The sequence below is a fragment of the Prevotella sp. ICM33 genome (assembly GCF_000517825.1).
Classification (GTDB): Bacteria; Bacteroidota; Bacteroidia; order Bacteroidales; family Bacteroidaceae; genus Prevotella; species Prevotella melaninogenica.
This window is the reverse complement of sequence record NZ_JACD01000074.1, coordinates 12,893-32,891: the sequence shown is the minus strand read 5'-3', so window position 1 is coordinate 32,891 and position 19,999 is coordinate 12,893. Positions and strand designations below refer to the sequence as shown.

At 65.4% G+C, this 19,999-nt stretch carries 26 protein-coding genes; 22 read left to right on the top strand and 4 right to left on the bottom strand.

The window, feature by feature from the left end; all coding sequences use genetic code 11:
• The 22 genes from HMPREF1505_RS13350 to HMPREF1505_RS09785 all read left to right on the top strand — a co-directional run.
• A partial coding sequence (locus HMPREF1505_RS13350; RefSeq protein ID WP_036924998.1) for a hypothetical protein occupies window positions 1–190 on the top strand: 190 nt, incomplete at its 5' end.
• Between the two features lie 18 nt (window positions 191–208).
• A complete protein-coding gene (locus HMPREF1505_RS12705; protein ID WP_051404730.1) occupies window positions 209–931 on the top strand; it encodes a hypothetical protein in 723 nt (240 codons plus the stop codon).
• A 79-nt stretch (window positions 932–1,010) separates the two neighbouring features.
• Window positions 1,011–1,490 (top strand): hypothetical protein, encoded by a 480-nt coding sequence (locus HMPREF1505_RS13210; protein WP_051404729.1) that lies wholly within the window; start codon window positions 1,011–1,013, stop codon window positions 1,488–1,490.
• Window positions 1,491–1,517: 27 nt separating this feature from the next.
• Complete coding sequence (locus HMPREF1505_RS09875) at window positions 1,518–2,444, top strand: phage major capsid protein (protein ID WP_034466133.1); 927 nt, start codon at window positions 1,518–1,520, stop codon at window positions 2,442–2,444.
• Window position 2,445: 1 nt separating this feature from the next.
• Window positions 2,446–2,829: a hypothetical protein gene (locus HMPREF1505_RS09870; protein ID WP_034466131.1), complete on the top strand. Its 384-nt coding sequence runs from the start codon at window positions 2,446–2,448 to the stop codon at window positions 2,827–2,829.
• Window positions 2,829–3,155 (top strand): hypothetical protein, encoded by a 327-nt coding sequence (locus HMPREF1505_RS09865; protein WP_034466129.1) that lies wholly within the window; start codon window positions 2,829–2,831, stop codon window positions 3,153–3,155. The genes HMPREF1505_RS09870 and HMPREF1505_RS09865 overlap by 1 nt, the downstream gene beginning before the upstream one ends.
• A gap of 354 nt (window positions 3,156–3,509) precedes the next feature.
• Window positions 3,510–3,902 (top strand): hypothetical protein, encoded by a 393-nt coding sequence (locus tag HMPREF1505_RS09855; protein ID WP_034466126.1) that lies wholly within the window; start codon window positions 3,510–3,512, stop codon window positions 3,900–3,902.
• A gap of 28 nt (window positions 3,903–3,930) precedes the next feature.
• Window positions 3,931–4,593: a hypothetical protein gene (locus tag HMPREF1505_RS12695; RefSeq protein ID WP_051404728.1), complete on the top strand. Its 663-nt coding sequence runs from the start codon at window positions 3,931–3,933 to the stop codon at window positions 4,591–4,593.
• Window positions 4,594–4,686: 93 nt separating this feature from the next.
• Window positions 4,687–4,863: a hypothetical protein gene (locus tag HMPREF1505_RS13205; RefSeq protein ID WP_155807174.1), complete on the top strand. Its 177-nt coding sequence runs from the start codon at window positions 4,687–4,689 to the stop codon at window positions 4,861–4,863.
• Window positions 4,864–4,896: 33 nt separating this feature from the next.
• The gene (locus HMPREF1505_RS09845; RefSeq protein ID WP_034466123.1) at window positions 4,897–5,238 is read left to right on the top strand and encodes a hypothetical protein; all 342 of its coding nucleotides are present in this window, start codon (window positions 4,897–4,899) and stop codon (window positions 5,236–5,238) included.
• Between the two features lie 221 nt (window positions 5,239–5,459).
• Entirely contained in the window at window positions 5,460–5,663 is a 204-nt protein-coding gene (locus tag HMPREF1505_RS09840) for a hypothetical protein (protein ID WP_034466120.1), read from the top strand.
• A gap of 19 nt (window positions 5,664–5,682) precedes the next feature.
• Window positions 5,683–9,372: a tape measure protein gene (locus HMPREF1505_RS13670; RefSeq protein ID WP_051404727.1), complete on the top strand. Its 3,690-nt coding sequence runs from the start codon at window positions 5,683–5,685 to the stop codon at window positions 9,370–9,372.
• Window positions 9,369–10,817 (top strand): hypothetical protein, encoded by a 1,449-nt coding sequence (locus HMPREF1505_RS09830; protein ID WP_036924996.1) that lies wholly within the window; start codon window positions 9,369–9,371, stop codon window positions 10,815–10,817. The genes HMPREF1505_RS13670 and HMPREF1505_RS09830 overlap by 4 nt, the downstream gene beginning before the upstream one ends.
• Window positions 10,814–11,944 carry a hypothetical protein gene (locus HMPREF1505_RS09825; protein ID WP_034466115.1) on the top strand — a complete coding sequence of 377 codons (1,131 nt, stop codon included), beginning with the start codon at window positions 10,814–10,816 and terminating at the stop codon, window positions 11,942–11,944. The genes HMPREF1505_RS09830 and HMPREF1505_RS09825 overlap by 4 nt, the downstream gene beginning before the upstream one ends.
• Window positions 11,941–12,723: a hypothetical protein gene (locus HMPREF1505_RS09820; RefSeq protein ID WP_034466113.1), complete on the top strand. Its 783-nt coding sequence runs from the start codon at window positions 11,941–11,943 to the stop codon at window positions 12,721–12,723. The genes HMPREF1505_RS09825 and HMPREF1505_RS09820 overlap by 4 nt, the downstream gene beginning before the upstream one ends.
• Window positions 12,720–13,319, top strand: coding sequence for a hypothetical protein (locus HMPREF1505_RS09815; RefSeq protein WP_034466111.1), 600 nt, complete (start codon window positions 12,720–12,722; stop codon window positions 13,317–13,319). The genes HMPREF1505_RS09820 and HMPREF1505_RS09815 overlap by 4 nt, the downstream gene beginning before the upstream one ends.
• Window positions 13,320–13,501: 182 nt before the next feature.
• A complete protein-coding gene (locus HMPREF1505_RS12685; protein WP_051404700.1) occupies window positions 13,502–14,338 on the top strand; it encodes a CHAP domain-containing protein in 837 nt (278 codons plus the stop codon).
• Window positions 14,335–14,748, top strand: a complete 414-nt coding sequence (locus HMPREF1505_RS09805; RefSeq protein ID WP_197017145.1) for a hypothetical protein — start codon at window positions 14,335–14,337, stop codon at window positions 14,746–14,748. The genes HMPREF1505_RS12685 and HMPREF1505_RS09805 overlap by 4 nt, the downstream gene beginning before the upstream one ends.
• Entirely contained in the window at window positions 14,741–15,280 is a 540-nt protein-coding gene (locus HMPREF1505_RS12680) for a hypothetical protein (RefSeq protein WP_034466110.1), read from the top strand. The genes HMPREF1505_RS09805 and HMPREF1505_RS12680 overlap by 8 nt, the downstream gene beginning before the upstream one ends.
• Window positions 15,277–15,693 (top strand): hypothetical protein, encoded by a 417-nt coding sequence (locus tag HMPREF1505_RS09795; RefSeq protein ID WP_034466108.1) that lies wholly within the window; start codon window positions 15,277–15,279, stop codon window positions 15,691–15,693. The genes HMPREF1505_RS12680 and HMPREF1505_RS09795 overlap by 4 nt, the downstream gene beginning before the upstream one ends.
• 3 nt (window positions 15,694–15,696) lie before the next feature.
• The gene (locus HMPREF1505_RS09790) at window positions 15,697–16,785 is read left to right on the top strand and encodes a hypothetical protein (RefSeq protein WP_051404699.1); all 1,089 of its coding nucleotides are present in this window, start codon (window positions 15,697–15,699) and stop codon (window positions 16,783–16,785) included.
• Entirely contained in the window at window positions 16,778–17,659 is an 882-nt protein-coding gene (locus tag HMPREF1505_RS09785) for a hypothetical protein (RefSeq protein ID WP_051453503.1), read from the top strand. Before HMPREF1505_RS09790 ends, HMPREF1505_RS09785 begins: the two co-directional genes overlap by 8 nt.
• Window positions 17,660–17,700: 41 nt before the next feature.
• Here HMPREF1505_RS09785 and HMPREF1505_RS12675 read toward each other — a convergent pair whose 3' ends face one another.
• The 4 genes from HMPREF1505_RS12675 to HMPREF1505_RS13190 all read right to left on the bottom strand — a co-directional run bounded on the left by HMPREF1505_RS12675 (window position 17,701) and on the right by HMPREF1505_RS13190 (window position 19,964).
• The gene (locus tag HMPREF1505_RS12675) at window positions 17,701–18,375 is read right to left on the bottom strand and encodes a MucR family transcriptional regulator (protein WP_197017522.1); all 675 of its coding nucleotides are present in this window, start codon (window positions 18,373–18,375) and stop codon (window positions 17,701–17,703) included.
• A gap of 89 nt (window positions 18,376–18,464) precedes the next feature.
• Entirely contained in the window at window positions 18,465–18,743 is a 279-nt protein-coding gene (locus HMPREF1505_RS13200) for a hypothetical protein (protein ID WP_034466105.1), read from the bottom strand.
• 330 nt (window positions 18,744–19,073) lie between these two features.
• Window positions 19,074–19,487: a helix-turn-helix domain-containing protein gene (locus tag HMPREF1505_RS13195; protein ID WP_034463936.1), complete on the bottom strand. Its 414-nt coding sequence runs from the start codon at window positions 19,485–19,487 to the stop codon at window positions 19,074–19,076.
• Between the two features lie 60 nt (window positions 19,488–19,547).
• Window positions 19,548–19,964 carry a hypothetical protein gene (locus HMPREF1505_RS13190; protein ID WP_034463934.1) on the bottom strand — a complete coding sequence of 139 codons (417 nt, stop codon included), beginning with the start codon at window positions 19,962–19,964 and terminating at the stop codon, window positions 19,548–19,550.
• Between the last annotated feature and the right edge of the window lie 35 nt (window positions 19,965–19,999).

The window sequence follows — 19,999 nt, the reverse complement described above, 5'->3', positions numbered from 1 at the left end:
GGGGGGGGGAGCTGAGGATCCCGTCGCGCTGAAAGCCAAGTTCGACGCGCTCGGCGTCGCGATCCGCGCAGGCATTGAGCCGCAAGATGCAGCGCTGAGGCTCGGCCTCGACGACCTGCGCTTTACCGGCGCTGTCCCCGTATCCCTGCGCATGCCCGAAGCAGACGCAGACAAGCTCGAAGCAAAGTAACGGGAAGAGGCGAACCGCGTGTCAAGAACCAGGAAAGAGATCACGCAGTTCGCCAAAGCCCAGAAGCAATGCGCACGCCTCGCGAGACGCGACCTTGAGCGCTTCTGGAAAACGCTCGACACGACCGACGTCGTCGCATGCCGCGAAGCACTGGAGGACTTCCTCCCTCAGCTCGTGCAGGCATACGGCAACGTCGGCGGGCAACTCGCCGTCGAGTGGTACGAACGCCTGCGACGAGCTGCCGGCGCTCGCGGCGATTACACGCCGAAGCCCGCGCCGTTGCCTCGTATCGAGGCGGTGCATGCAAGGATCCGCAGCGCCCTAAACCCACTGGCGAGCACCGGAGACGCTGAGGCCTCGCTGGAGGCGCTGTCTGAATCGACGGAGAGCTGGGTGAAAAACTCAGCTCGGCAGACGGTATCAGACGCCGCGGCGAAGGATCCCGCGAAGGTCAGCTTCGCCCGCGTCCCGACCGGAGCAGTCACCTGCTCGTTCTGCATGATGCTCGCGTCTCGCGGATGGATCTACGCATCGGAAAAGTCCGCCGGCGCGTTCGACCGATACCACGCGCACTGCGACTGCCAGGTCGTCCCCTCATGGGCCAGCAAGCCCGCAAACATCGCGGGCTATGACCCCGAGGCGATCAAGAAGCGGTACGACGCCGGAGAGTTCGAGGAGGACACGCGCAAGCGATCCGGCGGTCGCAAAACGCCGACAGAAAAAGCATCTGACGGCCGCTGAGTTTCCCCTACGCGAGGGGCAAATCGCGGAACCATGAGCGCCGACGGGCGCCACACAAGTACGGACACCAGGAGACACCATGCACACCACCGACACCAACACCGACACCACCGAAGCCACCGCAACGGAAGCGACCGATACCCAGGCCCCGGCCCCGACCGCTGGCCGTCACGCCTTCACGCCGATCACGACGCAGGAGGAACTGGACAAGGTCATCGGCGCGCGACTGGCTCGCGAGCGCGAAAAGTTCGCCGACTATGACGACCTCAAGGCCGCAGCGAGCAAGCTCGCCGAAGCCGAGGCGCGCCTCTCGCAGATCGACGCTCAGGCGGCGCTCGACAAGATCCGCAATGACGTCGCACAGGAAGTCGGAGTCCCCGCCGACCTGCTGCGCGGCTCGACTAAGGACGAACTGGCCGCACACGCCTCCGCGCTCGCGGCGGCGTTGAAGGCGCGGCCTTCGGTGCCTGTGATCCCGACGCAGGGGGCAACCCCGAGTGTCTCCGACGCTGATTCGGCTCGCCGCGCTTTCGCGCAGGAGCTTTTCGGCTCGAAATAATCTCTCATTTCTCGGAAGGAGCCAACTGTGGCTATTTTCAACACAACCAATACGTCCGTGCTGCTGCCCCGCGAGATTGCGGACGGCATGGTCAAGAAGTCTCAGTCCCTGTCGACTGTCGCTCTGCTCTCGCAGCAGAAGCCGATGCGCTTCGGCAAGCAGGACATCATCGTGTTCGACAACCTGCCGAAGGCGGAGTTCGTCGAGGAGGGCGCCGATAAGGCATCGACCACGGGCTCGTTCTCGTCCGTGTCTGTCGCGCCCCACAAGGCGCAGGTCACTATGCGTTTCTCTCAAGAGGTCATGTGGGCTGATGAGGACTACCAGCTCGGCGTCCTCGACGAGCTGGCACAGGCCGGCGCTGAGGCACTGTCTCGCGCTCTTGACCTCGGCCTCTACCACGCGATTAACCCTCTGACGGGCGTGAAGGTCGCGTCGTGGACGAACTTCGCTGCCGCGTCGACGAAGGTCGTCGAAATGAAGGGCAAGACCGCTGAGGCCGACGTCGCCTTCCGCGCTGCTGTCGGTCAGGTCGTGAACGGCACGAACCCGGCGATGGTCACGGGCGCTGCCTTCGACCCGAAGTTCTCCTGGGCGCTCTCGGAGCTGCGCCGTAAGGACGGCGCGGGCGACACCTCCGATCAGCGTTACCCGCAGCTGGGCTTCGGCACGAACGTCTCCGAGTTCCTCGGCGTCCCGGTCGCTCAGGGCAACACCGTTTCCGCGACCCCCGAGGCGACCGACACCAAGGTACGCGCGATCGTCGGCGACTTCACGAACGGTGTCCGCTGGGGTATCCAGCGCCAGCTGCCCGTCGAGCTGATCCAGTTCGGCGACCCTGACGGACAGGGAGATCTCAAGCGCAAGAACCAGGTGGCTCTGCGCCTTGAGACCGTCTACGCCTGGTACGTGTTCACCGACCGCTTCGCCCTCGTCAAGGAAGCAGCGGCCTGAGATGGAACCGTGGGCTACACCAGGAGACCTGGAGGCCCGCTGGCGACCGCTGACAGACGCTGAACGCGCGCGCGTGAGCATGCTCATCGAGGACGCGCAAAGTCTCGTGATGGACGAGTGCCCGAACTGGCAGACCGCCAGTTCGGGCACTCGCATCCGGGTCATCTGCGCGATCGTCAAGCGCGCGATGACAGCGCCGTTCGCTGACGAAGGTCTCACGGGAATCTCAGCAGCAACCGAGACGACCGGCCCGTTCTCGCAGCAGCTGACGTTCGCGAACCCCTCGGGCGACCTCTATCTCACCAAGGCTGAGCGCCGGGCTTTCGGCGCAGGCCGTGGCCGCGCACTCGAGATCGACCTCCTCGCATCACGGGAGGAGTCCTGATGATGCAGAAGTGGCGAACCCCGGTACAGGTAGAAGGCCGCACGCGACGCGACGCGGACGGCTACCTCGTGCAGGACGGTACAGAGCGTCTCATCCCCGGGTGCCTCATCGCACCCGGCGCGTTCACGGTCCCGGGACTCCTGGAGTTGCCGACGTCGGAACAGTCGGACGATCAGGCCACGCTGTACGCCCCGCCGGACGCGCAGTTCAAGGTCGGCGACACAATCGTCGTCCCGCGTGCCCATCCGCTCGGCGGGAAATGGCAGGTCGAGTCCAACCCCTCGCCCTGGCCGCGCGGCGTGGCCGTGACCATCAAACGGAGGTGACGACGTGAGCGGCTTCAAGCGCGACACGCAAGCGATCGACGCTTTCCTACGCAGCGGAGCCCTCGCGCCAGCACTCCTCAAGGAAGCAGAGCAGCTCAGATCCGCCGCAGCCGCAGCCGCACCTCGCGGCTCATCGGACAAAGGCGGGCACCTAGCAGACTCATACAAAGCAGAGACAACGAAAGCCCCGCTCTACCAAGGCGGGCCTGTACGAGACGTCGGCAGAGTCTACAACGACGCCCGACACGCGCTCGCGGTGGAATTCGGCCACCGAAGCAAAGCCGGGAACCCAGTACCGGGCGCGCACACACTCGGCAAGCTGATCGGCTCGAAGTCTAAGAGGAAGCGACGCTCATGACATACACCGACGCAGTCCAGGTCATCCGCGATGCAATCACCGCGGCGACCGGCATCCCAACCGCACGAGTCCTGCAACCCGGCTTCACCGACGGGCCGCTCCCACTCGCACACGTCTCGCTCATACAAACCCAGCCGGGGGACTACGACCGAGACGACACGATCTCCATCTCCATCTACGCAAAGACACCGGCCTCTCCCGCCGACGTCGGCGCATCCGCGCTCGCGGACCAGATCGAGGGTGCGCTCAGCGTCCGTCCGGTCGCTGGCTCTCGCGGCTGGGTAGATGCGGTGGAGGTCGACTCAACCCTGGGCGTGCAGCCTTATTTTGAGGCTGTCGAGGTCGTCCATATGACGGCCACGGTCACGCACAGGCCCATCTCAGAATGACATCAACTGACATGAAGGGAAGGCTCGCATGACCACCATCGAAGCCCTCAAGAAGAAGCACAATCGCACGACCAACGTCCGTAAGGGCCTGAACGCGCTCGCGTTCCTGGCACCTATGACGGCGACTGTCCCGGAGGCGATCACCGACGCGGGCGGCGCCCTCAAGGAGATCCCGACGGACTTCCTCCCGCTGGGTCTCATCACGACCGACGGCATTACCAACTCCGCCGACGCAAACACGGAGGACGTGGAAGCGCTCGGCTATGCCGAGGCTGTCCGCACCGACCTCACCAAGGCGCCTAAGACCGTGAAGTTCACGGTCCTTGAGCCGATCCGCAAGACCATTCAGCAGCTGGTCTACGGCATCGATCTCTCGGAGACCAAGGCGTCCAAGACCACGGGTGAGATCGTTTTCGACGAGGCCGCGACCCCGGCTCTCGCTGAGTACCGTCTCCTGATGGTCATGGCAGACGGACCCGCCGCCGACGAGTGGATCGTCGGTCGCTGCTACCCGCGTGTGAAGCTCTCGTCCCTGCCGGACGAGAAGTGGGCGGCCAGCGACGCGATCCAGTTCGATCTGGAGTTCGCTGCGTTCATGGATGAGACGGCAGGTACGTCCTGCCGTCACTACATCGGCGGCAGCGCCGCGATCCGTCATCGCGACGCGATCGGCTTCGAGCAGGCCAACTGAGCGTCTCGATCTCGGGCGGGCCGGAGTTGATCTCCCTCCGGCCCGCCCGTCACACCTCACCTAATGGAGATCGCCTCACGGATAGGACCGCACATGAAGTTCACGAAGGAAGTCAAGGCCGACGACGGCAACACGATCAAGCTGCAGCGCGAGACCGACTCTGCGGTCGAGCAGACGCAGCTCCTCTCGCAGGGCTGGGAGGTCATCGACGACTCGAAGGACAGCGGCGAGAAGCCGACGCTGCCCGCGCCTCCCACCTTCAACAAGTAATAAACCGCCAGACAAATAACTAGGAGATCACACATGTCTGACAAGGCTCAGCCCACGTTCACGTTCAATGCTCTTGCGAAGCTGGAGAAGGCTGCGGCCCCGGCGCCGTTCACTTTCGGGATCGGGAGCCAGGTCATTGCCTTCCCGGATCCGCTGAGCCTCACGCCCGAGGCCGCTGAAAAGTTCATGGCAGCGATGGAGTCCTCAAAAGCTCCGACGCAGATGATCCGCACCTGGCTCACCGCCGAGGATGCGGAGCTCCTGCTCAGCAAGCTCAATATGCGTCAGCTTGGCATCCTGATCCGTCAGGCTTCCGAGCATTATCAGGGCATGCTGGGCGACGCGGGGGAAGGCAACGCCTCTACGACCGACTGAGTCGGTACGAGAGGCAGATCATCTCTGATCTAGCGGAGCAGGGCTGGGATGCACCGGCCCTGTTCCGCGCTCGCCGCTGGCGATTCCTGCTCGCCCTCATTGACGGCCTCGGATCGACGAGCAGGACGACCGTCGCGATCCTCAACGACCCGGACACCTTCGAGGAGATCGCGCGAAGCGTCGCAGAAACGGAAGCGACAGCCGACGACACCGAGGCGCGGATGCGTGAGCAGACACCGGTCGTGCGCCTCCTGCAGGACATTTTCGATCTTGTGGCCGGCGCCTTCGGTCATAAGGAGCCTTATCCGCGTCCGGTCTCGGCGGTCGAGCTCGCACTCGAGGATGCACGCACCGATCACCTTCACGGCTTCCGAGATGAAGCCATGAAGGCCCTCCTCCCGAACTGGGAGGACGACACAGAATAACTGCAGAGAGGAACCCAGCATGGCAGGCGTCTACAAGGCGGGCACACTGTACGTCGACGTGGTTCCCTCCATGAAGGGGTTTTTCAAGGCCGTCGAGGCCGACACCAAGGCTCAGCTACCCAATATCGGGCAGAACGCCGGTAAGGATCTGGCGAACGGCCTGCGCTCAGGAGTCGGCTCCTCCGGCGCGCAGGTCGCCAAGAGTATCAGTCAGCCTATCGACGCTGCTGCCACTGAGGCGAAAAACAGCGTCGACAAGATGACGAAGAGCATGCAGGCCTCGACAGGAGGCATGCAGAAGGCTGCAGAGGGTGCGGGCCGCAGCTTTACCACGATGGGTGCCGAGGCGGGCCGGAGCCGCAGCCCTGTCGAGTCTGCGTCGCGTGACCTCGACGAGGCCGCGCAGGCAGCGGAGCGAGCGGCTAGGGGGACGCGCGAGGCTGGCTCGGGCTTCTCCTCTATGGCTGGCTTCGCGCAGAACGCGATCGCACCCCTGGCGGCAATGGCCGCAGCCGTCGGCATCGGCGGCTTCGTCTCCGAGGCTATCGCCGCGTCAGACGCGACACAGAAGTTCGCGGACACGCTGAATTTCGCGGGTATTGATCCGGATCGGATCGAGGAGCTGGGAGCCGCAGCGCAGAAATACGCCGATGAGACCGTCTACGATCTCTCGGATATTCAGGGCATTACGTCGCAGCTCGCGGCGAATAGCGTCAAGGACTTCGACAAGCTCGCCGAAGCAGCGGGCAACCTCAACGCCGTCGCAGGCGGCAATGCTGAGACGTACAAGCAAGTGGGCTTAGCCCTCGTGCAGGTCAACGGCGCTGGGAAGCTGGCAACGCAAGACTGGAATCAGATCGCGAACGCGATCCCCGGTGCGTCCGGCAAGATCCAGAAGGCCCTCCTCGACGCTGGCGCATATACAGGGAATTTCAGGGACGCTATGACCCAGGGCCAGATCAGCGCAGAGGAATTCAACGAAGCGTTGCTGAGCCTCGGTTTCGATGAGGTCGCGGCGAACGCCGCGCGCGACACGAGCCGTATAGAAAATGCCGCCGGCAACCTGCAGGCAACACTCATGGGCGGCTTTAAAGACCTGATCGATTACATGAAGCCGACGATTACGGACTTCATGGGCTGGCTCTCCGACATGTTCTCCGACGCCTTCGGGTGGATCAAGGAGCACAAAGACCTGCTGGTCGCCCTGGGTGAGGGTGTCGGGGTCGCGGTCGCCGCCTACTGGGGCTTCTCCGTGCTCACGACCGTGATCGAGTGGATTAAAAACACAACGCTCGTGCAGGAGGGGCTCAACGCCGCTATGGCCGCGAACCCCATCGGGCTTGCGGTCGTGGCTATCGGCGCACTCGTAGCAGGACTCATTTACCTGTATAACACCAACGAGGACGTGGCGAACGCCATTAACGCCCTGGGTGCGGGTATCGCGGAGTTCTGGACGACAAACGTAACGCCCGTGGTCGACGCTTTCGTCGACTACACGAAGAATACTCTCGTGCCGTCTATCGAGTCGGCGTGGGGCATCCTCACCACAGGCGACTACGACGGCAATCTCTTCGGCCTCGAAGAGGACTCGGCGCTCGTGGACTTTTTCTTCACGCTGAGGGACGCGCTCCTCGCGGTCGGCGAGATCTCCTACAGGGCGTGGACGGAGCAGATCAAGCCGTCCCTTGAGGCGGCGTGGGACTGGATCAGCGGAACGCTGTGGCCGGGCCTCCAGAACCTCTGGTCGACTGTGTTGCAGCCGCTGTTTGAGGGGATCGGCTCGGGCCTCGCGCTCGCCTGGACCGCCGTCATCCGACCTACCCTCATGGCCCTGTGGACCATCGTGTCCCGGGTCATCTGGCCTGTCCTGCAAACCCTCTGGGAGAACGTGGTCAAGCCGCTGTGGGAGGGCTTCGCGTCCTCGGCGCAGTCGGCCTGGGCGATCGTCTACCCGGCGCTGCAGGCGCTCGCGGGCTTCTTCCGTGACACGCTCATGCCCGCGCTGTGGAGCTTCTGGCAGGATGTGGTGGAGCCGGTCTGGACGAACGTCTCAACGTTCATCATGGCTGTGTGGAACAACGTCCTGTATCCGCTTTTCGATCTGCTGGTGACGGTTATTTCAGGCTCGGTCGGCCTAGCCTTCCAGGGTCTATGGACAACAGTGACGACGGCCTGGAATGGGATCAGCTCGGCGATCCAGACGGTCTGGGGAATTTTGTCCCCGATCTTCTCTGCGATTGGCAGCGCGATCTCCTCGACGCTCGGCCCCACATTCACGTGGCTGTACGACTCGGTCATCAAGCCGGTTTGGGATCAAATCTCGTCGGCGGTACAGGTCGCGTCCTCCGTCCTGATCGACGTCGTTTTCCCCGCGATCAAGAACGCTATCGGCGGCATGAAGGACTCTTTCGAGTCGTTCCGTCAGTCGGTCGAGTCTGTGTTCGAGAAGGTCAAGGGCGCCGCAGCAAAGCCCATCAATTTTGTCATCACGACGGTGTATCGTGACGGCATTAAGGCGGCTTTCGATACGATCGCCGCGAAGGTTGGCCTCTCTGTCCGGCTCCCCGACGTCAAGGCGATTCCGGCCTACGCGACCGGCGGCGTTTTCTCCACCATGACGCCCGGGTACTCCCCGGGCAAGGACATCTACCACTTCTTCTCGCCGGACGGTGGCGGCGCGCTTCGTCTGTCCGGCGGTGAGGGCATCATCCGTCCTGACGCGCTGCGAGCTCTCGGCGGGAAGCCTTGGCTTGACAGGGTCAACGCCTCGCGCGGCTCCGGCCTCGCGACCGTCGGAGAGACAGGGCGCCGCCGCGGCGAAGTCGCTTTCGCTGACGGCGGCATCTGGAACGCTGTGAAGGGCGGCTTCTCCGGTGCCCTTGACTGGGTCAAGGAGACCACGGAGGCGGTCGCGGAGATCGTCACAGATCCCGCTGCAGCAATCGCGAACCTGGTCATCAAGCCGGCGCGCGATCTGTTGTCCCCGAAGGACGGTAGCTTCTGGGAGTCCGTGGCGTACGGTATCCCGCCGATGCTGTTCGACGGCCTCAAGTCCTTGTTCACCTCGAAGGTGAACGAGTCCGGTCTCTCGGGCGGCGCGGGCCTCGTCGGCGCAGCCATGAAGGCCGTTCTCATGGGCGTCCCATATGTCTGGGGAGGATCGGGCATCCCGCCCGGCCTGGACTGCTCCGGCCTCGTCTACTGGGCCGCGCAACAGCTCGGCCTCGGCTGGCCTCGCCTGACCGCCGCCGGATACCAGTCCGGCTCGACACCCGTCCCCTGGGGATCGGCGACACCCGGCGACCTCCTCTACTGGGGATCCCCAGCCTGGCACGTCGCCGTCTACGCGGGCAACGGCCAGATGATCGAGGAGCCGCGCCCAGGCTTGAGTGCTCGCAAGACTGCGATCTGGGGCTCTCCCTCGGTCGGACGTTACGGCGGCGCACGCAAGTACGACCGTGGAGGCTGGCTCCCCGACGGAGTCACCGCCGCAGTCAACCAAACCGGCCAGCGCGAAGCGATCCTCACCGCCCGCCAGTGGGCCGACGTGTCCGCGCTCGCGGCTAGTGGCGCGGGTGCTGGGGTCTCGCTGGAGGGTGCCCAGGTCAATCTGGTCCTTGATGACGGCGTGCGGTTCCGCGCGCACGTCGAGGGGATTAGCGCGGGTGTCCTCGCTCGTAGGAAGCAGCTCGCAGGAAGGAGCCGATGATGACGCGGACAAACCTCTGCCCTAACCCATCTTTTGCCTACGGCACGAACGGGTGGTCGAGGTACGCGCCGTCGTCGCTCCGGATCGCGTCTGATACTGCTGCGTGGGGCGGGCACCAGCGGCAGTCACCTACCTATCTGGTGGTCGACGTGCCCGCGCAGCTGCAGGGTCAGGTCGCTACGCCTGGCGTGTCCCCGGTCCCGGTCTCGGCGGGGCAGGCGTTGGCTGTGTCGGCGCTTGTTCGCACGAGTCCTGGGATTGGCCTCGCTGTCCGCGTCGAGTGGACGGTCGCGGGCCGGAGTCAGGCAGCGCCCGCGCCGCTGCTGCTCGCGTCGAGCGCGGAGGGCGACCGTCCGACGTGGGTCCACGTGGCCCCGGCGGGCGCCACTCAGGCGCGCGTGCGCTTCGAGGTCTACACCTCGGGCGCGCGCGATAACAAGCCAGGGTGGCTACACCTGGACGACGTGATGATCGTTGCGGCGGCGACCGTCGAGGAGGCTGTCGCTGACGCTGCAGCCTTCTTCGACGGGGACACACCTCAGCAGAGGATCGGCTACACCCAGCGCGCGATCACTCACCAGTGGACGGGCTCGAAGGGTCTGTCTACATCGCGCGAGGTTGAGGCCGCGCTGGATATGACACGGGAGCCGGTCGCGGTCGTCGAGGACGGCCAGGCCCCGCGAGTCCAGGTCGTCATCCCGGCGGCGCTCGCACCTGCGGGCACGGCATGCTACGTCGAAGGCGTCGCCGCGACGGGCTTCAAGTGGATCCCCCGTGCGGGCGTGTGGACGGGAACAGGCGAGCAGCGGGTGATCGGCGATTCTCTCGCGCCGATCAACACAGAGTTCCGGTACAGGCTGACGACGTCGCGGGGCGTCGAGGTGGAGTCATCGCCGGTCGTGCGCCGCTGGCGCGGACTGTCCCTCATGACGGATACGGCAGGCAAAATGCCGGTCAACCTGCTCTGGCAGGGGACCGATCAGCGCGAGAAGAAGATGAGAGTCACCGAGCACGAGGTGCCCGGAAGGCCGACGCCGGTCATGGTGTATGCGCCGACGATGGGCGCGGGCACCGTCTCGCTGACGGCGCGCACGAACCGGCGGGATACTCCGGCGCTCGATCTCCTGCTGGGCACGCCGACCCCAGTCGCACTGTTCCACAACCCTGAGCACTGCGTGCAGTGCCAGGCAGGCGTGTGCGACGTCGCCCTCGTGACGCTCATGTCACCGACATCCGTCTCGATGGAGCGCGCCCCAAGGATCGACGTCGCGGAGCGCACATGGACGATCAAGGGCACGATCACGTCCCTGCCGCAGGCATCGACTCTCCTCGCTCTCTCGACGTGGGCTGACTTCGACGGTCGCGCGATCACGTGGCAGGCGCTCGACGCGCGCCGCCTCACGTGGGAGGGCTTTGATCGCACGATCTGGCAGGAGGAGAGATGAGCCTGACCGGCCCGGACGCGCGCATCCCAGACGACCTACTGCACTCCGCGTACACGCTGCAGGCGACGGTCGAGTCGTGGCTAGGCGACGAGTATCTCGGTGAGGTACCCGTCGAGGACGGCTCGGTCTCCTGGGACGCGACTCAGCAGGTGCAGGGCTCGCTCTCGCTCACAGTCCCGCGCGTCGGGTCGGCGAGTGAGGATGAGTCCTGGAGGGACTGGGATCCAACGGACCCGTCACACCCGCTCGCGTGCTTCGGTCAGACGCTCCACGTCTCATTGACGATCGCGTCGGTGATCCCCGGCGGCGGATGGTGGGACGTCCAACTCGGACGATTCATCATCACATCAGTCGATCCGGGGCCTTCGACAGTGCGGGTGACCGGCAAATCGTTGATGCACCGCCTCGAAGAGGACAGGCTAACGACGCCGCTTTCCCCCATGTGGAACGGAACGCTCGCATCCGAGATCCGTCGCCTGGTCGGCGGGCACATGGGCGTCGTGATCGACACCGGCCTCGTTGATCGCTGGTGCCCCTCGATGACATGGGGAGAGTCCAGGATCGACGCGGTCTACGAGATCGCGAAGGCATGGCCCGCGTCGATCCGCGAGGGCGGCGACGGCATCCTGTACGTGACCCCGCCGGTCTCACCGCCGGTCTCGCAGCCGAAGCTGCGACTCACGGACGACCTGGACGGCACAGTCGTCGGCGTCTCGTCCCAGGTCTCGCGCGACAAGGTATATAACCGCGTCGTCGCGCGCGGCCAGGACGGACACGACGAGGGCGCGCCGGCGTTCCAGGCGGTCGCGGATCAGACGACTGGCCCGATGAGGACCGACGGACCCTACGGAATTGTCCCCCGCTTCTTCTCCTCGCCGCTCATCACGTCGCAGGAGCAGGCACGGAAAACCGCTGAGGCGATGCTCGCTGAGTCGATCCGCAGAAAAGTCAAAGTCCCAGTGGAGCACGCACCGGATCCGCGCGTCGCGCTCGATCAGCCTATCGAGATCGTCACGCAGCCTGTCCTAGCTGCTGAGCCGAAAACCCTCTGGGGCCTCGTGACCGCCTACGAAGTTCCCCTCACGTACAAGGGGACGCAGAAAACCGACGTGGAGGTGACGCTATGACGATCCGCGTCATGGACTTGATCTCCTCTACGCCGGATGATCTGCCTCCCAGGTACGGGTCGGACAGGTCAACGACGGCGATCGCGCGGATCGTCGACCTCGTCGAAGGAGGGCGCCAGCTCATTGTCTCCCTGTACGGAGGCGCCGGGGTCCAGATTCCCGCGACCGCCGTCAACTGGGCGGGAGTGAAAACCGCGCACGTGCTCCTCGATCCGGACACGGGCCGTCCCGTCCATGCGCTCGGGCCTGCCCCGTCACCCGAAGGGCCGCTCCCGGCGGTCCCGAAAACTCCCGAGCCTAAGCCGGTCGCACGGCACGCGGTGCTCACGCCGCAGTGGATGGGCACCTGGATACCCGGCGGCTGGTCGCGGTACGGAGACGGCGGAGCCTGGCAGGGCACCAACCCCGCAGGCCAGCGGCTCCGGGGCCTCATCACTTATGGGCGCCAGCTCGAAGCACTCGGCACAATCACAATCACCCGAGCGCTGCTCACTGTCCGACCCGCGGCGCACGTCCCGCCCTGGGCGCTCGTGATTCAGCCCACCGCCTACTCGGAGTCGGGTCCGCAGCCCATCGGCGCGACGCAGACGATCAACGTGAGCGCCGCGCAGGCACAGGTCGACATCACGGCCCTGGCAAAGACGATCCCCGCTGGCGCTGGCCTCGCGCTCGTCGGCGCGGCCTATGGCGGCATCATCAAGGGCGGCGATAGCGCGGCCCTCCACATCGACTACACAGAAACGCTCCCAGTTAAACCCGTAGAAAGGCGTGCGCAATGAGCTACCAGGACCAGCGCGGACACAAGGTGCCCTCCCCTACCGACCCGGCCCGCCGACAGGATCTCCTCGACCTGTCATTGTCCATTCCTTCGTACAAGGCCTGCGCGTCCGAGACCGCTGCCTCCCAGTACGTCGCCGCGCTCGCGGGCGTGGGCCTCACCGCGTCCCCTGCGCAGCCTGTGTATGTCTGGAGGACCGATCTGAACGCTATCCGCGTGTGGGATGGTCGTCGCTGGTCGGGCGAGTCGAATCTGCAGATGGAGCTGGCGGCGACAGGAGACGTGCCTGTCGGCAGTGGCCTGAGCGCCGGCGTGCGGAATGGCCTCATCAAGGCGGGCAGGGTCGCGACATCGGCGACGGAGGTTGCGTTCGGGAATCTATATCTTGACTTTGTGACATTCCAGACGCCTTTCCCGACCGAGTGCGTATCTGTCACGCTCACGCCGTTGTATGGGACGGGGTCGGGAGGCTGGAACTTCAAGAATGCCCAGCAGTTCTGCCTTGACTCGATGACCAGGAATGGCTTCCGTGCGATGCTGCCGGGGGTCACGACCGCTGGCCGTCACGCCTACTCGTGGACCGCGATCGGCTACTGACACCCCACCTGATCTTTCACGCCCTCGGACAAGCCCGTCCGGGGGCTTTCCTACACCCAAGAGGAGAAACAAATGGAACCGACCATTGAGCAGCTCATGGCTTCGATGACGCCCGCGACGGATACGCCGCCCGACGTCGTTGCCCCGATCTACATCCCCTACGAGCAGACGGAGGCCGCGCGATGAGCATGACCGCACAGAACGTCCTCGCATGGGCAGCCGGCGAAATTGGTTACACGCGCTGGGATGACCCCGAAGAGGGGTCGAAGTACGGTCGCTGGTACGCAAAGCGCCACGGCGCATACTACGGCACGTCGGGCGTGCCGTTCTGCGCTATGGGCGCGTCATGGTGCGCGACCGACGATGAGGACAAGTCTGTCCTGCCCGGCGGGGACTTCGCCTATGTCCCCTACGGGATCAACGCAGCCGCGCGCGAAGGCCGACTCGTCTCCCCCATGACCCAGGCAGCGCCCGGAGACCTGGTTTGCTTCGACTGGGACGACGACGGCATCGCCGACCACGTCGGAATCGTTGAGGCCAATTACGGCGGATGGATACAGACGATTGAATTCAACACCAGCTCCGGCGCTGCGGGCTCTCAGTCGAACGGCGGCGGCGTGTGGCGTAGGACCAGAGACTGGTCCTCGGTGTGCGCGGTCATCCGCCCGCACTACGGCGACGCGGCCACGGCATCGGGCTACACCGATGTCACGGCGCTGCAGGCTGCGGTCGGCGCGACCGCTGACAATGTCGTCGGTCCCGATACAACGAAGCGTATCTATGCCGTCGTAGCCGCCAGCTCCTGGGGCGGGCGGCAGTTCCCCTTCGGGATCGAGTACGTGCAGTCCGTGATCGGTACCGAGGCTGACGGGGTCTGGGGCGATGCCTCGGACGAGGCGCACGATCGAGTCGTCGGCGACCTCCAGCGCGCCGTCGGTGTCGATGACGACGAGATCTACGGCCCCGCCACCAACCAGGCGATTAACACCGCGCTCGCGGGCGCGGAGAAGGGGGAATGACGATGAATGACCTGCTTCTTGGGCTTCATACGGATCCTTTTCTGACGACGGTCGTCGTCGGCCTGATCTGGCCGATGGTACAGGCCGCGCTCGACCGTCCGTACTGGACACCGTCGCGTCGTAAGGTGCTGCTGGCCGTGGTCGCGGTCATCGTCTCTCTCGCCGTCTGGGTGTCTGGCACCTATCCGGCGACGTGGCGGCTGCTGATCGCACAGGCCGGCGTTTTCCTGGGCATCGCGTGGAGCGTGTTCCAGGTACTCTCCGCCGTCCGTATTCACGGCGTGAGCCTGATTGACTGGGTCGGTGCTGTGACGCCTGGCGGCGAGTCCGTCAAGGAAGTTCGCGCTGCCGCTGATTCTGTTCCTTCGACCCGGGTAGTTGACGGGGCCGCGCAGGCCAGCCGTGACTGAGCTGCTTGCGGACCCGAAAGTCACGGACGCTCTGGCGGCGCTCGTCGTCGCGGTCCTCGTCGCGATGACAGGTGTCGTCGCGCTGGTCGCGAGCCAGGTGCGCCGCTGGCTCGAAGCGAAGTTCGCGCACGTCCTCGAGGGGGTCGAGGAGGCCCGCGCTGCCGCCCTATCGGCGGACGCGCAGGTCTCGAACGACCACGACACCAACATCAGGGATGACCTTGATCGCGCGATCGCGACCGTCCACGCGGTCTCGGACCAGATCGGCGAGCTGACCGGCCACGTCGGCACGCTCGCTGATCAGCTTGGGCGCGTCGAGACGACGCTCAGCAATCACGGGAAGAGTCTCGAAGCCGTCGAAAGCCGCGTCGGTCGGATCGACGAGCGCGGAGGCCGCATGGCCGAAGAGATCCACGACGAGCGCGTCGCACGTGAGGCGGCTCAGCGGACCATCGACGAGCACTCGCACGACGCGCACGCGCGGCTACACGAGCGCCTCGACAAACTCGAAGAGAGGATGAACGAACAGTGACGACCACCATTACTGGTACTGTCGGGCGGCTTGACGGCGCTCCCGAGCCGCAGGCGTACATCGTCGCTACGCTCGCGGGGACAGGTGAGAACCTCGCTGTCCTCGCGGGCGGGCCGGTGGCCCGACAGGCCGATGTGCGAGGACAGATCGTCCTCCCCCTCGACATCCGCACGGAGACGCAGGTGCATCTGCGTCTCGCGATCCCGGGTCGCACGCTCCGCGAGGCGACTGTGTCCCTGCGCCCGTCGGTCGCCTACGACCTGGCGCAGATCTTCTCCGGCGCCGCGTCGCCGACCCCTGCGCCCGCGCCGGTCCCCGGTACGGGCAGCGTCGAGGTCTCCGGCGATGGGGACACCCTCACCCTGAACGGCACGGTCTCCGGCGACGGGGACACACTCGAGATCGGAGCCTGATAAATGGCAGCGAAACCGACCCTGTACACGAAGCAGGGCACCGATAAAGCGATCGCCCGCGCGGTCGCACCTCTCGCCACCAAAGCTGAGCTGTCCGGCTACGCGACGAAGGGCGACGTCGCGACCGCCGCAGCCGGCGGCAGAGTCGACCTGACCGACTACGCGAAGAAGGCAGAGCTGCAGGGCCTCGCTACGCGCGAGGAACTGGGCAGCTACGCGACCACCCGGCAGGTGGCCGACCTCGCCTCTCGCGCTGACCTCACGGCCTACGCAACGAAGGATGAGGTTGCGGGCGTTGCTAAGCGCTCCGACCTGACGGGCCTCGCTACGAAGGCCGAGCTGCAGGCCGCGCTCACAGGCGTCGGCATCACTGTCGTCGCCACCGAGGCCGAAGCGCAGCGCCTGCCAGACGGCGTGCTGTACTTCCTCGCCGCCGCAGCGTCGCCCGCGCAGCCTCCGACCCCGACACCCGGACCCGCGCCAGCCGCCGGCCCCTCAGTCGTTGCTCACGCCTCGGGATCCGTCGTCGGACAGACAATCACCGTGAAGCTCGACGGCACGGCCGGAGACAAGATCATCCTCGGCATCAACGAGAAGGCTCAAGGCGGTCGCGCGACCGCCAACCTCCCCCAGGGCTGGACGACCCTCGTCGACCCGTACTGGGTCGGCACCATGAGCGCGACCGTCGTCACCGGACCGTGGGCACCCACGATCACGATCAGCATGTCTCAGAACGCCGAGATCGGCTGGGCCGCAGCCACCGTACGCGGAGCGTCCTCCATCGAGGCCGGCACCGTCAAGAAACGCCAGGCCGAACCTGTCGAAACCAAGACCTGCACGGCGCCCGCGCTCGCGGGTGCTGGTCTCGCGCTCGGCTTTACTTTCGAGCGCACGAGTGCCGTCGAGTCATCTGAGCAGGTTACGGTCTCGGAGGGCTGGGAGAAGATCGAGTTCGCAGCGCAGGACGGCCTGAATTACCAGACTGTGACGCTCGCGAAGAGGGTCGCAGCCTCTCCCGCTGACCTGGTCGTGACCTACCCGAACGTCCAAGGGAGTAACGGAATCGGTGTCCAGGTGGTCGCCCGTGGCTGAGCTGACCATTTATCGCCGTCGACGCGACGGCGGTGACGTGCCCGGGGTCGTGCGCCGCCGACGGCGCGACGGGGGAGATCTTCTCCTGCGCCGCCGTGAGGCGACGACCCCGGTCACGCCGACCTCGACGGACGTCGTCGAGCAATTCCTCAAGCAGAAGCCCTTCTATATCGCGCATAGAATGGGCGGCACAGAGTATCCAGAATTCACACAGCGCGGTCTCGAAGCCTCGCTGCGCGCAGGCTTCAAGGCCCTGGAGATCTCCGTCCGTCTCTCTGCGAAGGGACCGAACGGAGAGCCCGCCGAATTCGTCGCGATCCACGACTGGAAAACGACGAGGACCGTGCCTGGCACGGACCTGCCGATCTGGTCTACCCCCTGGAGCACACTGCGCACACTCCAACAGGGAACGGGGCCGTTCATGCGGCTTCGCGACATCGTCGACCAGATCCCAGATGACGTGGTCCTCGCGATCGACCACAAAACGACGTCATCTGAGGACCAGCGAAACACTGCTGATCTGCAGGCCGAGGAACGGCTCTTTGAGTACCTCGACACCGCTTTCGGTGGGCACCCAGAGCGCCGCGTCATCTGGAAGATTTTCGCGAAGGGGACGAGCGCGGTGCGCGCGAAAGCACGCGGATACCGCACAATGGCAATGCTCTACCCCGCAGAAGTTCCCGCGGCTGACCTCGGCTCATGGGACATGATCGGCATGGAGTGGTCCGCGAGCGCGGACGTGTGGAATCGGATCAACGCAACCGGGAAGCCGACGATCGCGCACATCATCACCAACGAGGGACAGGCGAGGACGGCGCTCGATAAGGGCGCGTCCGGCCTCATGGCGTCCTTCCCGTCACGTGTGCATCCGTAGCAGCTGAGAGGCCCCACCCTGCCGGGGTGGGGCCTCTCTCGCTATTCAGGCTGGGCTGCGTACCGCTGTCGCTGGGCACGGCTGACGGCTCGGAATGTGTCGTCAGTGCGGGCGTTGGCTGCTGCTTGTGGGTCGCGGGCGCGGGCGAGCCGAGCGAGGTTCTCTGGGCTGGCTGCTAGTGCCCCTGTCCGCTCGCGGAGGCTGGCGGCGATGAGCTTCGTTGTGCGCGGCAGCTCGTAGGCCTCGCGGTATTCGGCGGCGCTCATGCCGTGAGTGCGCATGATGTGTGCGGCTAGGCTCAGGCAGGCTTTGCCGCACTCGTGGCAGATGAGCCGTCCTTCTTCGTCCTCTGTGATGCGTCCGTAGACCCCGGCGCCGACGGGCTGGCCGACGCGGGGTGCGGGCTCGTCGGCGTGCGGGCCTCGCGCCCGCTTGTAGTGCATGAGACAGAGGCCGTGTGAGATCGCGTCGCGGTCGCACCCCGGGGCCGAGCATAGGTTGGCCGGGGCGCCTGGGGAGCGGACCCAGCGGCGCTGAGCAGCCCACGCCTCGACAGCGGCGACGCTCCACCAGTAGGCATGGCCGACGCGGATAGGGCGCAGGCCCTCGCGGCGCATGGTCTGGCAGAGCTGAAGTACATCACGCTTGACACCGAGGAGGGCTGGCACCTCGGCGGTGGGCAGGTAGCCGCGTTCGCGGGCTTCGGTCTTGGTCATGACGGCGTCGACGTCTTGGCGCATGGTGTGGTCTCCTGCTGTGGGGGAAGGCCCCGGCCCCTTGTGGGGTCGGGGCCTTCTTCGTTCTGTCAGAGCGCGTGGTTGGCGCAGACGGCCCAGAAGTCGTCGTCGGTCACGACCTGGTAGTAGCCCTGGTCGTTCAGCCATTCGACATTGGCTTCGGGGTCGTAGGCGCGGTACCAGGCGAACGTCTCGCCGGCGATTGCCGCGACGTCGTGTTCGTCGGCGTAGTCGCCGAGGGCATCGGATACGGCGTCGCAGACGTCGCTCATGGTGGAGTAGCGCTGGTCGCAGCCGGTGGTCTCGATGATCTCGGCGAGCTGCTCGGCGGTTTCGATGTTGTTCATTGGTCTCTCCTTCTTTGAGGTTCGGGGGGCTTGTTCCCTCCCGATGACTTAACTATACATCGCGCGCGACGCATAGTGCAACCTGGAATGAATGTGACGTGTGCTACTTGGTGAGGTCGGTTCGCGCGCCCTGACCAGGGCGCGACGCCTGCCATGCGTCGATAGTCTCCGGTGCCCAGCCGCGCAGTGGGCCGGACGGAGTCGTGATGATGACATCCGCGTCGGGCATGAGGTCTTTGAGGATGTATGAGCGGATCGTGGGGACAGTGAGGCCGACGCGCTCTGCGACGGCGGCGGTCCCGAGGTACTCGGTAGTCATGGAGGGTCCTATCAGTCGTAGGGGGAGACGATCTCGACAGGAATGTCATCGTCGCTGAGGAGCTGGAAAGCGCGCCCGACGCAGGCGCGGTAGGCAGCGAGGGGTAGGCGCTGCGCCCATCGTGTGTGCTGCTCATAGTCTGCCTGTGTGGAGTAGGCGATGAGTGCGGTCGGGAGGCTGCGGACGGTCTCATCCTGGTCCTCGATGGGTGCGAGAAGCTCGTCGAGGCACTCGAGCGCCGTGTCCTCAAGATTGCCGAGGGTCATGTGGACGCTGAGTGGGTCTCGGGGCTCACTCTTGCCGATCTCCCAGGACCGGATAGTCCCCTCATTGACATCGAAGATCTCAGCAAGGTCGGCGCGACTGAGGCCGAGAGCTTCCCGTCGACAGCGCAGGCCGACTGGGGTAAGTGGATTGCGGGGCATGGTGTCTCCTGTCGTAGGGGGAGGCCCCGGAGCGTGCGCCCCGGGGCCTCGATGATTGGATCAGTCGAGGAAGCGCTCGACGTCGCCGCCGATCTCTTCGAGGACGGTGAGGGTTTCCCAGACGCTCGAGTAGCCGTCGGTCAGGGCCTGCGACTCGCACTCGGCGGCGATCGCGTTGTAGATGCCGTCGCGCGAGCCGTCGGCGAAGTTGTACTCGCCGAAAACGCGGGCGTCGTCGGCCTCGGTGTAAGCCAGCGGAATCTCAGCGATCTTGAAGCCGTTGGAGGCGAGCAGCTCGCGATCCTCGCCGCTCATGCGGACGGCGGCTTCAATGAGGGCTTCGCGCAGATCTTCGATCTCATCGCCGGGGAGGCTCTTTTCAAACCATTCCTCAGCGGTCTCGCGCTCACCATCGACGATGAGGTAGCGGGCAAAACGGTCGGCGTTGGTGTCGGTGATGTAGGAAACGGTGGACATTGTTGATCTCCTTCTTTGAGGTTCGGGGGGCTTGT

What these genes read in the sequence shown, in the direction of transcription:
- HMPREF1505_RS13210 (WP_051404729.1), top strand. Translation starts at nt 1,011, where the DNA reads ATGCACACCACCGACACCAACACCGACACCACCGAAGCCACCGCAACG.
- HMPREF1505_RS09870 (WP_034466131.1), top strand. Translation starts at nt 2,446, where the DNA reads ATGGAACCGTGGGCTACACCAGGAGACCTGGAGGCCCGCTGGCGACCG.
- HMPREF1505_RS09865 (WP_034466129.1), top strand. Translation starts at nt 2,829, where the DNA reads ATGATGCAGAAGTGGCGAACCCCGGTACAGGTAGAAGGCCGCACGCGA.
- HMPREF1505_RS09855 (WP_034466126.1), top strand. Translation starts at nt 3,510, where the DNA reads ATGACATACACCGACGCAGTCCAGGTCATCCGCGATGCAATCACCGCG.
- HMPREF1505_RS12695 (WP_051404728.1), top strand. Translation starts at nt 3,931, where the DNA reads ATGACCACCATCGAAGCCCTCAAGAAGAAGCACAATCGCACGACCAAC.
- HMPREF1505_RS13205 (WP_155807174.1), top strand. Translation starts at nt 4,687, where the DNA reads ATGAAGTTCACGAAGGAAGTCAAGGCCGACGACGGCAACACGATCAAG.
- HMPREF1505_RS09845 (WP_034466123.1), top strand. Translation starts at nt 4,897, where the DNA reads ATGTCTGACAAGGCTCAGCCCACGTTCACGTTCAATGCTCTTGCGAAG.
- HMPREF1505_RS09840 (WP_034466120.1), top strand. Translation starts at nt 5,460, where the DNA reads ATGCGTGAGCAGACACCGGTCGTGCGCCTCCTGCAGGACATTTTCGAT.
- HMPREF1505_RS13670 (WP_051404727.1), top strand. Translation starts at nt 5,683, where the DNA reads ATGGCAGGCGTCTACAAGGCGGGCACACTGTACGTCGACGTGGTTCCC.
- HMPREF1505_RS09830 (WP_036924996.1), top strand. Translation starts at nt 9,369, where the DNA reads ATGATGACGCGGACAAACCTCTGCCCTAACCCATCTTTTGCCTACGGC.
- HMPREF1505_RS09825 (WP_034466115.1), top strand. Translation starts at nt 10,814, where the DNA reads ATGAGCCTGACCGGCCCGGACGCGCGCATCCCAGACGACCTACTGCAC.
- HMPREF1505_RS09820 (WP_034466113.1), top strand. Translation starts at nt 11,941, where the DNA reads ATGACGATCCGCGTCATGGACTTGATCTCCTCTACGCCGGATGATCTG.
- HMPREF1505_RS09815 (WP_034466111.1), top strand. Translation starts at nt 12,720, where the DNA reads ATGAGCTACCAGGACCAGCGCGGACACAAGGTGCCCTCCCCTACCGAC.
- HMPREF1505_RS12685 (WP_051404700.1), top strand. Translation starts at nt 13,502, where the DNA reads ATGAGCATGACCGCACAGAACGTCCTCGCATGGGCAGCCGGCGAAATT.
- HMPREF1505_RS09805 (WP_197017145.1), top strand. Translation starts at nt 14,335, where the DNA reads ATGACGATGAATGACCTGCTTCTTGGGCTTCATACGGATCCTTTTCTG.
- HMPREF1505_RS09790 (WP_051404699.1), top strand. Translation starts at nt 15,697, where the DNA reads ATGGCAGCGAAACCGACCCTGTACACGAAGCAGGGCACCGATAAAGCG.
- HMPREF1505_RS12675 (WP_197017522.1), bottom strand. Translation starts at nt 18,375, where the DNA reads ATGACCAAGACCGAAGCCCGCGAACGCGGCTACCTGCCCACCGCCGAG.
- HMPREF1505_RS13200 (WP_034466105.1), bottom strand. Translation starts at nt 18,743, where the DNA reads ATGAACAACATCGAAACCGCCGAGCAGCTCGCCGAGATCATCGAGACC.
- HMPREF1505_RS13195 (WP_034463936.1), bottom strand. Translation starts at nt 19,487, where the DNA reads ATGCCCCGCAATCCACTTACCCCAGTCGGCCTGCGCTGTCGACGGGAA.
- HMPREF1505_RS13190 (WP_034463934.1), bottom strand. Translation starts at nt 19,964, where the DNA reads ATGTCCACCGTTTCCTACATCACCGACACCAACGCCGACCGTTTTGCC.